This window comes from Belliella buryatensis (assembly GCF_900188245.1).
Taxonomy (GTDB): Bacteria; Bacteroidota; Bacteroidia; order Cytophagales; family Cyclobacteriaceae; genus Belliella; species Belliella buryatensis.
In genome coordinates, this window is the sequence record NZ_FZOK01000011.1 from 26,208 (window position 1) to 38,256 (window position 12,049).

Consider the following 12,049-nt stretch of genomic DNA (forward strand, 5'->3'; position numbering starts at 1 on the left):
AAGGGTTGGATAAAATACCCAACCCTTTGTTAAAATAGTAAACCAACCACACGCTCAAGTAGTAAAGCCTCCGTCGATTACATAAGTCGCACCAGTGATAAATTTACTTTGATCAGAGGCAAGAAATGCAACCAAGTCAGCGATATCCTGATTATCCGCGTATCTTCCAAGTGGGATCATCTGCTCAAAACTCTTTTTCACTTCAGCTCCAGCACCTGGTGCAAAGCCATCTTCCAAAGAGCGCATCATCCTATTGTCTACAGGTGATGGATGGACAGAATTAACCCGTATTTTCAATGGAGCACCTTCTAATGCTCCTACTTTCATAGCACCTATAGTGGCATGCTTACTAGTGGTATAAGCCATCATTTGTGCAGTGCCTACCATGCCTGCTACAGAAGAGGTGATGATGACAGCACCTCCGTTTTTCATTTCTGGGAAACCATATTTCATCCCTAACCATACCCCCTTGACATTCACAGCGATTACCTTGTCAAACATCTCCTCTGGATACTCAGTCAGAGGCTTCACTACTCCTTCAATTCCTGCATTGAGAAAAAGAATGTCAATAGGCCCCATCTTTTCTACTGCTGCTTTGGTATAAGCCTCCACTTGTGAAGCTTGACTGACATCTGCTGCAAATGTGTAAACCAAGTCAGAATTGAGGGTTTGCTTTGCTGCTTTCAAATCTTCTTCCCGGAGATCTACCAGCATGACGGCGGCTACCCCCATCTCCAAAAATGTCTTGGCAGTAGCCAGGCCTATTCCTCCACTGCCTCCAGTAATAATTGCTGTTTTTCCTTTGAGTGTCATGGTTTTTGTTAGTTTATTGATGTAACTCAAAGATACGACACAGCTTCACTTACTAAACAGTCTATAATCAGCACTTTAACTGACTTTTGTCATAAAATAAAAAAGAAAAATTAAAGACCTTTGAATCATTGAAACCAAATAACCCTAGCCATGAAAAGAATCATCGTCCCTGTAGACTTCTCGAGTTACTCAGAGAATGCTTTCCTAAGTGCTTTGAAGATTGCTTCCAAAGGCAACAGCAGTATCACCTGTGTTAATGTCGTGGCTTCCACACTCAAATGGGCAAAATTGGATGAAAAAGAAAAATCCAAACATCAAGATATCATAGATCTAGAGGCAGAGAGCAGAGACAAGCTCAAGGCTTTTATCATGGACCACAAATCACCCGGAATCCCAATAGAAGGTGTAGTAGAAGTAGGCCTTCCTGATGAAGAAATTGTCAACTTAGCCGAAAAACAAGCCGCTGATCTTATCGTGATCGGTGCCTATGGAAAAGGACATATAGAGGGTAAGTTCATCGGCTCCAACCTTCAAAAAGTCATGCGCCAAGCCAATTGCCCTGTATTGGCTGTGAAAAAACCTCTCAATGGAAATGATCTGCGCAAAATGGCTTTTGCATCTCTTTTCAACGAGGAATCCAAACCTGCATTTACTCGAATGAAGCCATTGATCAAGCAACTTCGATGCGCAGTGCATTTCCTTTTCGTCAATACCCCTGAGAAATTTGTAACCTCTATGGAGTCAGAACATAAAATGCAAAAATACGCTATAGGTCAAGAGGAATTGATCATTCACAAACATGTGTACAATCACCACGAAGCAGAAAATGGTATCGTCGAATTTGCCACTAGAAATAATATTGGCTTTATAGGTATGGCATCCAACAAGAGGAAATCTGCCAACACTTATATGATTGGTGCTACAGAAACTGTTCTTTTCAAATCAGAAATCCCAGTACTCAGCGTTAAATTTGAGTAAGAAATCGAAAAGTTGCAAAACCACCCAAATGTAACCCTAAGCAGTAGTCGAAAGGCTACTGCTTTTTTTAATCTATCACCACTTTTTCCATGTGTTTCCAATGAATAATCGAGTTACCCAAATTATCCAAACTAGAAATCACTTGTTTGATGACATTGGTTAAAGTAGAAATCGGGATCTCAGGTTGGTGCTTTCTAGCTTTCTGGTAGAGTTCACCTATGGCATTTTGATATACCTTATCATGCATACTGATCCAATCTGGCCTATCGCCTTCATGACTGGCATCAATGTAGGCTTTCATCTTAATGAGCTGGTCAAAAGTGATTTTTTTTAGAAAACTCAATAGTTCTTTGACCTGATCATCTTCTGATTCATGCATTTCTTTGACATTGTGCATGACATCTTTGATATCTTTGGCTGAGTAGACCATCGTTCTCAGTGCCAACATCAGGGAAGTTGCTCTTTGAGCTGATACTTCATCCAAATTTTCTTCTTGCAATTGGATATGATAGGCGGTGAGCTCGTCTTCTAGTTGCTTGATATTTTTATATTGAGAAAGCAGGTCATAGGGCTGTTGGATCAATTTTCGCCAGATAGACATATTCTTATTTTCTATTCTATCTCCTTCCCAAATTTTGAAAATGAAGTCAGCCGTCAGATCAAATGCCAAGTGAATTTCCTTTTCCAAAGCAGCTACTGCAGCTTCTGGTATTTGGGGACTCACTTTGCCAATATATCTTGCCAATCCTTGCTGCTTTTCTTCTCCAAACTGATGTCGAAGCCAGTTTTCTAGTTTGTTGATAAAAGGATAAAAGAGCAAAATCCCAATCAAATTGATCACGGTATTCAGCAATACCAACTCCATCAATGGGTCATGGATGGAGAATACTTGCATTGTGATATCTATCAAAGGCCGGATAAAAGCAAACACAATCAAGCCTGTAATCAGATTAAAAAGGAAATGAGCCAGAGCCAGCCTTTTCTTATCTGCCGGCCCATTGAGCGAACCGATACCAACAGTTACTGTCGTGCCAATATTAGCCCCAATGATCAGGACTGCCCCCTCTACTAAGCCTATGACACCAGCACTCATGGCTGATAGGATGATCACAACCATCGCTGAACTAGATTGGATCAATGCCGTCACTACTAGTCCAATGACTAGATAAATCCAAAGTCCATATTTATCAAATTGGCTTAAATCAATCTGATCAGCAACTGCCTCGATAGCTGATTTCATAAAATCCAAACCCAAAAAGAGGAGCCCAAAACCAACTGTGAAAGCTCCCAAATTACGAAGCATAGGCCTGCTAGAGGCAAATAAAAATAATAAACTCCCCATTCCAAGAAAAGGCATAGAAAAAGCTGCTACACTAAATTTAAAACCCAACGTTGCTACAATCCATGCAGTGACTGTAGTTCCTAGATTAGCACCTAGTATCACCCCAATGGCATTTTTGAGATTGATCACCCCTGCTCCTAGAAATGCCAAGACCATCAAGGTCACCAATGAACTACTTTGCAAAACCGCAGTAATCATTGCTCCAATCAAAATTCCTTTCCATGCGGTATTGGTAGATTTTTGAAGCAAATTTTTAAATGACTTCCCAGCCAATTCCTTGATAGATCCCTCCAACTGATTCATCCCCCAAAGGAATAGCCCAATCCCTGCCAAAAACTTCCAAAAGTCAAATATCTCTTGTTCCATAGTGCTCAATGATGCTGAAAACTAAGATAGGGAAAATCTTCCCAAATAAGCAAGTCTGATAGAATACTGATGAAAGGGATTAGGCGGATGTTCACAGTTTTAATCATATCCACTCGTCTGACGGATTGAAACCTTATTATGGGATTAACGCTCTACCCGTCTGACGGTTTGGAACCGTATTAAGGTTTACCGTTGACCCGTCTGACGGTTTAGAACCGTCTGACGGGTATCGGGTATCGTCTATCCATCTGACGGTTTGGAACCGTCTGACAGATTTACAAACTTCACTAAAATCCCAATCAGTTTAAATCCGCTAGATCAGCGTTCTATTCTTCTGGCTTTTTCCTTCTTTATTGCTTTTGGATTGTACCATAGAATCAAGCCTGTGATACTTAAAAGAATCAAAAAAACTGAGGTAATGGTAGAATAAATATGCTTTACCCCGCCATCTCTTCCAAAGATAAAATCCAAGATACTACCATCATGAATTTTTTCTATTAGGTCAGAATTCCTTTGGCTGACAGACAGTATTTCTCCAGAATAACCATCCACCTGTATTTCTGTAAAATGCCTTTTAAAAACTACTTTAGCAATACCTTTTTCTGGTCTGATATCTACTCGATCAATTTCATATCCCTTACCAACACTGTCCTTCATGTGAGTGCTCGCTACAACAATAATTTGTTCTACAGGAATCCAATTAGCTCCTTCCGCAACTCTTGTCTTTTGACTCGTTGGAATGAGGCGCATTTCTTTTTTCCAAGCCAACATAATTGCTGTTACCGATACCAAGATCAAAAAAATGGCAATAGGCACACCAAACCACTTGTGTAGCCTTCGAGAGATTCTGGTTTGGGTGACGAGTTGGTTGATTTTTGGCATTTTTTATTTAGAAACTCCAAAGTACACGAGAGATCATCAATAAACAAAAAGATTCATATCAGCGGTGAAATTAGATTCTCAACTAGGCAAAAACCACATTGGCTAATTTCATCGCTTCGTTGAACTCCATCATATTCAAGCCTGGAGTTCTACCGCATTTTTCAAGGATTTTGATCAGTGACTCTGTTGCTACATTTCCTACCAAGTCATCTTTGGCCATTGGGCAACCACCATAGCCTTTGATCGCCCCGTCAAATCGCTTACAACCAGCTTTGATCGCAGCTTTAATTTTGGGTTCTAGCTCATCAGGTTTGGTATGTAGATGCGCCCCAAACTCAATATGTGGATAAGCTTGGATATTGACCTCAAAAAGATTGCTTATCAATGCTGGGCTGGCTGTACCCACCGTGTCAGCAAATGAAATAATTTTGATGCCAAGTTCGTCCAATTGCTTGACAAAATCAGCAATCAATTCAGGTGAATAAGGATCATCATAAGGATTTCCAAAGCCCATGCTGAGATAAGTTACAAGTATCTTGCCTTTGACTTCAGCTAAGTTTTGGATTTCTTCCACCGTCTGCAAAGCTTCCTGAATAGTCCTATTCGTATTGCGTTGCTGGAAGGTCTCAGAAACAGAAAGCGGAAAACCAAGATAGTCAATCTGCTCAAACTGCAAAGCATCCTCAGCTCCTCTTGTATTCGCTACTATAGCAAGGAGCTTTGATTTACTCTCAAAAAGGTCTAAAAGATCGAGCACTTCTGCGGTATCACGCATCTGAGGAATGGCTTTGGGGCTTACAAAACTCCCGAAATCTATAGTATCAAAACCTACTTGAAGCAATTGATTGATATAGGCAGCCTTGATGGCTGTGTCTATAAATTGCGGAAGCCCTTGCATGGCATCCCGTGGACACTCTATCAGTTTAATCATGCCTTGAAGATAGTCCTAGAGGTCTGGAGGAACAAGTTTTTTTTGCAATTATTAACTCTTAGAGTTCCAAAAAAGACTAAGATCCACTAGTTAGAAATGATAGGTTCTCGCAACGATCAAAATGGAACTGTAAAGGACCTAAAAGGAAAAAAGAAAAACATATGTTGTGAATTTTACAGATTTCTCTGTGGACGATGAATGGAAAAACAAAACCCTCGAGATTTCCAAAAACCTCACAGGTTTAGCATATCAAATTTAATACTTTGAGGTCTCAAATGAATTCAAGGAAAAGATCTTGATATTATAAAGACCTCAAAGGATTTTTAATAAAGACCTTTAAAAGACCTCTTTTGCAATCTTATAAGTCGCGTCAGCCTTACTCATGGTGTAGTAATGCAGGCAAGGAGTCCCAGCTGCAATCAACTCTCTACTTTGCTGGATCGCCCATTCGATTCCGACTTGCTTGACATCTGCATTGGTCCTGCATTTTTCTAAGTCATCCATCAGTGCATCTGGCAAATCAAGAAAGAAAGTCCTCGGTAACATCGTAATCTGCCCCAAAGTTGTAATAGGCTTCAAGCCTGGTATGATCGGAACTGTAATTCCCAAGTCCCTAACTTTCTTGACAAAATCAAAATACTTCTCATTATCAAAAAACATCTGTGTGACGATGTACTCAGCACCAGCATCTACTTTTTCCTTGAGATGCTTGAGATCAAATTTTAAGCTTGGCGCTTCAAAATGCTTCTCAGGATAACCTGCCACACCCACACAAAAATCTGTCTGAAAGCCTGTTTCAGTCTCTTCATGCAGGTATTTCCCCTGATTCATCCCTATAATCTGAGCTACCAAGTCCTTGGTAAATGCATGCCCATCGGGCTCTGGCACAAACTTATTCTCACTTTTAGGAGCATCTCCTCGCAAAGCCAGCACATTCTGCACACCAATAAAATTCAGGTCAATCAATGCATTTTCTGTCTCTTCCTTTGTAAATCCCCCACATAACAAATGTGGTACTGCTTCTACCTGAAATCGATTCATGATCGCAGCACATATCCCAACAGTGCCAGGACGTTTTTTGGTACTGACTTTTTCAAGCAGGCCATTGGGATGCTTTTTGTAAATGAACTCCTCTCTATGATAGGTCACATCCACAAAAGGTGGCTGAAACTCCATCAAAGGCTCAATTCCTTCACAAAGATCCTTGAGACTTTGCCCCTTCAAAGGAGGTAAGATTTCAAAAGAGAAAAGTGTTTTCTCAGCTTGAGAAATATATTCTGTAATTTTCATTCGTTTAAAATTTATCTGTCAGTTGCCACATGGAATGGTTCAATGAATCAAATTATTTGATTAAATCTACTACTTGTAGGCGCGTTAAACTTAAGATTCTTGAATATTAAATGATGGTGAATATGCCAAATTTGGAGAAAGCCACTTTTCTGCTTGTTCTTGGCTGACACCTTTTCTTCTAGCGTAATCTTTGACTTGATCCTCTCCGATTTTTCCTAGTCCGAAATACTTGCTCTCAGGATGCCCAAAGTAAAATCCACTTACCGAAGAGGTAGGGTACATGGCAAAACTATCCGTCAAAGTGATTCCTATACTTTCTTCTACTTGCAACAAGTTGAAGAGCGTTCGCTTCTCGCTGTGCTCTGGACAAGCAGGGTAACCTGGAGCAGGTCTGATTCCTGTGTAGGTTTCCTTGATCAGCGCATCATTATCCAGGTTTTCATCCTTAGCGTAGCCCCAAAGTTCCTTTCTTACCAATTCATGAAGATATTCCGCTCCAGCTTCAGCGAGTCGATCGGCTAGTGCTTTGAGCATGATATCATTATAGTCGTCTCCTTTTTCTTGAAACTCCTTCAGCTTCGTCTCGATCCCCCAGCCAGCAGTCACTGCAAAGCCCCCTAGGTAATCTGTTTGATCTGGGTGAATATAATCAGTTAAGGAGCGATTAGGCACACCTTTGCCTTTTTTACCCTGTTGTCTCAAGAAATGAAAACTTACTCCATGCCCTGGAAGTACTAAGTCATCTTCCACACGATCCACAGGGAATAGTCCCACTACTGCCTTAGCTTGAAGCCATTTCTCAGCAATGATTTGATCCAGCATGTCATTGGCCTCTTTGAAAAGTCGCTGTGCTTCTTGACCTACAACTTCATCTTTGAGGATTTTAGGGTATTTGCCCGAAAGCATCCATGTGCTGAAGAAAGGGGTCCAATCGATGTATTGCCTCAAAATATTCAAGTCCAAATCTTCCAACACAGTGGTTCCAAGTTGAGAAGGCACCACAGGCTGGTAATGCTCCCAATCAATAAATACTGGATTAGCTTTGGCTTCTTCATACGTTGCCATTTGCTTTACTTGTTGCTTAGCTTCGTGCTCGATTCTCAGTTGTCTATACGTTTCCTTGATTTGCTTGTGATAAGCTTCTTTGGTCTCTTCAGAGATGGACTCACCTGCTATGGGGACAGATTTGGATGCATCCGTTACGTGAATCACTGTTCCAGAATATACAGGGTCAATTTTGACAGCTGTGTGAATTCTTGAAGTCGTAGCCCCACCGATGAGCAGTGGAATTTGAAGGCCTTGGCGCTCCATCTCAGCAGCTACATGAACCATCTCGTCTAAAGACGGTGTGATCAGACCACTCAATCCAATAATGTCAACTTTATTCTTGACCGCTTCATCGATGATCTTTTGCGCATCTACCATCACACCTAGGTCGATGATTTGATAGCTGTTGCAAGCGAGTACTACTCCCACTATGTTTTTACCAATATCATGCACATCACCTTTCACAGTGGCCAAAAGTATCTTCTTGATGCTACTTTGCTCTTCATTGTAATCCACATCTCCTACTTTTGGCATGAAGGGCTCTAGGTAAGCTACGGCTTTTTTCATCACCCTGGCAGATTTCACTACCTGCGGCAGAAACATCTTACCTTCTCCAAAAAGATCCCCCACCACATTCATCCCGTCCATAAGAGGTCCTTCGATGACTTTGAGCGGATTTTTGAGTTCAATCCTAGCTGCTTCTGTATCTTCGATGATGTAGTCTATGATTCCTTTGACCAATGCATATTCTATTCGTTTAGACACAGGCTCTTCTCTCCAAAGTTCCGCTGCTGCCTCTTTTTTATCAGAAGCCTTCACCGTCTCGGCAAATTCCAATAAATCTTCTGTAGCCGAATCATGCCTATCAAAAAGCACATCTTCTACTTTTTGAAGCAAGTCTTTTGGAATATCATCATAGACTTCTAGCATCGTCGGGTTGACAATTCCCATATCCATTCCATGCTTGATGGCATGATAGAGAAAAGCTGCGTGCATAGCTTCCCGCACAGGGTTATTCCCTCTAAAAGAAAAACTCACATTACTCACTCCTCCGCTGACTTTGGCGCCAGGGAGATTTTGTTTGATCCATTGGGTTGCATGGAAAAAATCTAAAGCGTTTTTCCTATGTTCTTCCATTCCAGTAGCAACTGGAAATATGTTTGGGTCAAAGATGATATCCTGAGGATTGAACTTTACCACATTAACGAGAATATCATAGCTACGCTTACAAATGTCGATTCTACGTTGGTAGGTATCCGCCTGACCCGCCTCATCAAATGCCATGATCACCACAGCTGCACCAAATTTTTTGATAGTCTTGGCTTGGTGAATAAATTCAGTCTCTCCATTCTTCAAACTAATGGAATTTACAATCCCCTTGCCCTGAATACACTTGAGGCCTGCCAAGATTATCTCCCAGCGGCTACTATCGATCATGATTGGAATTCTACTGATCTCAGGCTCAGAAGCAATCAAATTGAGGTATTTTTGCATTGCAGCTACACCATCAAGCATCCCTTCATCCATACACACATCTAATACCTGAGCTCCTCCACGAACTTGCTCTAATGCTACATCCAGTGCCTCATCATATTGCCCATTGAGAATTAATCTGGCAAACTTCTTAGACCCTGTGACATTGGTTCGCTCTCCTATATTGACAAAGTTGATTTCAGGTGTAAAAACCAAAGGCTCCAACCCCGAAAGCTTCATCACATCTATATTTTTGATTTTACTCATCTGAATCGTTTACAAATTCTAATTTCCTTGGACTATACTTTGCTGCTGTCTTAGCCAAAGCAGCAATATGGTCTGGTGTAGTTCCACAACATCCTCCCAGTATATTGATCAAACCATCTTTGAGAAACTCCTCCACCTGACCCGACATCTCTGCTGCATCTTGATCATATTGACCAAACTCATTAGGCAATCCTGCATTGGGATATGCACTGATATTGAAAGATGCATTTTCTGAAAGCACTTTCAGATAAGGGCGCAATTCTTTGGCACCAAGTGCACAATTTAGCCCCACACTGAATAGGGGTATATGGGATACAGATATCAAAAATGCCTCCGTGGTCTGACCAGACAAAGTCCTGCCTGACGCATCAGTGATCGTACCAGAGATCATTACTGGAATACCTCCATCTTTAGGATCTAGTGGTAAGCCTTTTTCTTCAAAAACCTCCTGAATAGCATAGATAGCGGCTTTGGCATTCAGTGTATCGAATATAGTCTCCACTAAAATGATATCAGCACCTCCGTCAAGGAGACCTTCTACTTGCTGCTTATAAGCTGCTGCAAGTTCATCAAAAGTCACAGCTCGATAACCAGGATCATTCACATCTGGTGATATAGAAGCCGTCCTATTAGTTGGCCCCACTGCTCCAGCGACAAACCTTGGCTGATCAGGGGTCTTCTCTGAATATTTTAAAGCGACCTCTTTGGCAAGCTTCGCAGATTCATAATTGATCTGATAAGCTAGATGTTCTAAACCATAGTCAGCTTGGGCAATGGTAGTCCCGCTGAAGGTATTGGTTTCGATGATATCTGCACCTACTTCAAGGTAAGCAGCATGAATGGCTGTGATAATATCAGGACGGCTGAGGGAAAGTAAGTCATTGTTACCTTTGAGTGGCTTTGGGTGATGCTTCAACTCAGGAGTTCTGAAATCATCTTCAGTGAGTTTATATCGCTGGATCATGGTACCCATGGCTCCATCTAGGATAAGGATTCTATTTTGTGATTGGTTGAGAAGTAACTCGGTTCTATTCATGTCTGTCGCTATCTATTCAAAAACCTATGCGAGCAAGAACCGGAAGAAAAAAGATTTTTGAATCTAATCTACCGCTCATCTTTTCCCGAACTCAATTCGGAATGGGAGTTAGCACCTTGCTGATTCAGGTTGCTAAGACGTCTCAGGGCCCTTCCCTCGGTCTTTCTCGATAAGCAAGTCCAAAGGTACTGCCTAATCTTCAATAATATCAACTTTTTTAAAAAATCTTTGTCAACGTAGAGAATTTGACAATAAACTACATCGAAATGAAATGATTTAACAATAAAAAAGCGATTATGGCCTGATTCCTACTGTGAAGTGTAGATAAGAATTTGACATATACTGATACATAGGCACGCTGGCCAGGCGATACCTACTTAGCGGAACTTCATAGCCTCCGTGCACAGAAAAGAGTAAGTTGAAGACATTCTCAGAAGTGAAAGGAATACCATAAGCAATATAAAGCTCAGGCTTTGCCATCATTCCTGCATTTCTCAAATACCCATCAAAATCAGGCTCCTCAAAAAGTCTTGGAAAGTCAGGTTTGATATTATTGGTAAGCGTATATCTAATATTAGCATAACCAAGACCTGCCAATCCACCTATTTCGAAATTTTTTCGCTCAAAGAATTTATACCCTGCATTCCCGTACATCCTTACACTGTTGAGGGTATGGGAGTGATTTTCTTTCGCCTGACCTTTCATCCCTAGATTATAAAGATCCATGCCATAGAGCCAACCTTTGGACTCACCAAGAATTTTGATACCCCAATTATTAGGTCGACCTTCGAAAGCTTCTAATCCATTTGCTTCAAGAGATTCATTGAACCGATTAGGCTGCGTAAAATGAAACCCCGTCAATATCTGAGCAGAAAGAGAGGCGTCACGATAGAAGAAGTTTCGATCTGGAAGAGAAATTCCCGTACCAACTCTGAAAAAAGCGCCACTCTGTACATTCCCAAATCGAATTCCGTTCAATTCCCATGATTCTTCAAATGGACTGAAAGAGTAGCCAAACTTTGCCATCACTTCAAAAACCTCTTCTCTTCCAGGAATGTCTAAATCATAACTCATCTGAAATCCTATTTCTGTCAATAGACCAGTAAAATACCTTGATCCTTTATGAATATTACCGTCTCTCAAGATAAATCCATGCTGAGGTTGTTCCAGAAATTGATTGATATTTTGAGCGGTATTTTCCCGCAACATCTGAAAGTTCAAAAAGCCAGAGCCTAAAGACATGTAATGTATAAACTGAAATCGACCCTCTTCTGTCAAGGCATAACCAACATTGAGCAAAGCACGGGTTGACCTGTAATCAATGTCATATCCATTGAAAGTAGATTTAAGACCTGCATTTTGATAAATTTCAAATCCTAGGATAAAGTCATTATACCTTGTTTGATAACCCATCCCTAGATTAGAATATCCATTTCGCATGGGGGTGAGCCCTTTATTAGCCAACATTTCATTGAATAGTCTTAGATTGGCTCCTGTGTGCCCATAGGTCACATAGAAGGTAGATCTATTCCCTTCATTATTTTGGGCAAAGGCTCCAAGAGAAAAAAAGAAAATAAAAACGAAAACAAGATTTTTCATAGTTGGCATTTGTCTTTCAAAATTA

9 protein-coding genes and 1 riboswitch are annotated in these 12,049 nt (G+C 40.9%); of the genes, 1 reads left to right on the forward strand and 8 read right to left on the reverse strand.

What is annotated here, in order from left to right; translation table 11 throughout:
• Positions 1 to 54 precede the first annotated feature (54 nt).
• The gene (locus tag CHB66_RS11885; RefSeq protein ID WP_089241219.1) at positions 55 to 813 is read right to left on the reverse strand and encodes an SDR family NAD(P)-dependent oxidoreductase; all 759 of its coding nucleotides are present in this window, start codon (positions 811 to 813) and stop codon (positions 55 to 57) included.
• 150 nt (positions 814 to 963) lie between these two features.
• Between CHB66_RS11885 and CHB66_RS11890 the strand changes: the two genes are divergently transcribed.
• Positions 964 to 1,791: a universal stress protein gene (locus CHB66_RS11890; protein ID WP_089241221.1), complete on the forward strand. Its 828-nt coding sequence runs from the start codon at positions 964 to 966 to the stop codon at positions 1,789 to 1,791.
• A gap of 67 nt (positions 1,792 to 1,858) precedes the next feature.
• Here CHB66_RS11890 and CHB66_RS11895 read toward each other — a convergent pair whose 3' ends face one another.
• The 7 genes from CHB66_RS11895 to CHB66_RS11925 all read right to left on the reverse strand — a co-directional run bounded on the left by CHB66_RS11895 (position 1,859) and on the right by CHB66_RS11925 (position 12,024).
• Complete coding sequence (locus CHB66_RS11895; protein ID WP_089241223.1) at positions 1,859 to 3,499, reverse strand: Na/Pi cotransporter family protein; 1,641 nt, start codon at positions 3,497 to 3,499, stop codon at positions 1,859 to 1,861.
• Positions 3,500 to 3,817: 318 nt separating this feature from the next.
• Positions 3,818 to 4,381: a PepSY-associated TM helix domain-containing protein gene (locus CHB66_RS11900; protein WP_089241225.1), complete on the reverse strand. Its 564-nt coding sequence runs from the start codon at positions 4,379 to 4,381 to the stop codon at positions 3,818 to 3,820.
• A gap of 82 nt (positions 4,382 to 4,463) precedes the next feature.
• Positions 4,464 to 5,312, reverse strand: a complete 849-nt coding sequence (locus CHB66_RS11905) for a hydroxymethylglutaryl-CoA lyase (RefSeq protein WP_089241227.1) — start codon at positions 5,310 to 5,312, stop codon at positions 4,464 to 4,466.
• A 336-nt stretch (positions 5,313 to 5,648) separates the two neighbouring features.
• Entirely contained in the window at positions 5,649 to 6,602 is a 954-nt protein-coding gene (metF, locus tag CHB66_RS11910) for a methylenetetrahydrofolate reductase [NAD(P)H] (protein ID WP_089241229.1), read from the reverse strand.
• Positions 6,603 to 6,692: 90 nt separating this feature from the next.
• Positions 6,693 to 9,389 carry a methionine synthase gene (metH, locus tag CHB66_RS11915; protein ID WP_089241231.1) on the reverse strand — a complete coding sequence of 899 codons (2,697 nt, stop codon included), beginning with the start codon at positions 9,387 to 9,389 and terminating at the stop codon, positions 6,693 to 6,695.
• The gene (locus CHB66_RS11920) at positions 9,382 to 10,425 is read right to left on the reverse strand and encodes a homocysteine S-methyltransferase family protein (protein ID WP_089241233.1); all 1,044 of its coding nucleotides are present in this window, start codon (positions 10,423 to 10,425) and stop codon (positions 9,382 to 9,384) included. Before CHB66_RS11920 ends, metH begins: the two co-directional genes overlap by 8 nt.
• Before the next feature lie 72 nt (positions 10,426 to 10,497).
• Positions 10,498 to 10,601, reverse strand: a riboswitch (SAM riboswitch).
• 118 nt (positions 10,602 to 10,719) lie between these two features.
• Entirely contained in the window at positions 10,720 to 12,024 is a 1,305-nt protein-coding gene (locus CHB66_RS11925) for a hypothetical protein (RefSeq protein WP_089241235.1), read from the reverse strand.
• Positions 12,025 to 12,049 lie beyond the last annotated feature (25 nt).

Excerpts from the sequence above, each read along its gene's own strand:
- CHB66_RS11885 (WP_089241219.1), bottom strand. The coding sequence starts at position 813 with ATGACACTCAAAGGAAAAACAGCAATTATTACTGGAGGCAGTGGAGGA.
- CHB66_RS11890 (WP_089241221.1), top strand. The coding sequence starts at position 964 with ATGAAAAGAATCATCGTCCCTGTAGACTTCTCGAGTTACTCAGAGAAT.
- CHB66_RS11895 (WP_089241223.1), bottom strand. The coding sequence starts at position 3,499 with ATGGAACAAGAGATATTTGACTTTTGGAAGTTTTTGGCAGGGATTGGG.
- CHB66_RS11900 (WP_089241225.1), bottom strand. The coding sequence starts at position 4,381 with ATGCCAAAAATCAACCAACTCGTCACCCAAACCAGAATCTCTCGAAGG.
- CHB66_RS11905 (WP_089241227.1), bottom strand. The coding sequence starts at position 5,312 with ATGATTAAACTGATAGAGTGTCCACGGGATGCCATGCAAGGGCTTCCG.
- metF (WP_089241229.1), bottom strand. The coding sequence starts at position 6,602 with ATGAAAATTACAGAATATATTTCTCAAGCTGAGAAAACACTTTTCTCT.
- metH (WP_089241231.1), bottom strand. The coding sequence starts at position 9,389 with ATGAGTAAAATCAAAAATATAGATGTGATGAAGCTTTCGGGGTTGGAG.
- CHB66_RS11920 (WP_089241233.1), bottom strand. The coding sequence starts at position 10,425 with ATGAATAGAACCGAGTTACTTCTCAACCAATCACAAAATAGAATCCTT.
- CHB66_RS11925 (WP_089241235.1), bottom strand. The coding sequence starts at position 12,024 with ATGAAAAATCTTGTTTTCGTTTTTATTTTCTTTTTTTCTCTTGGAGCC.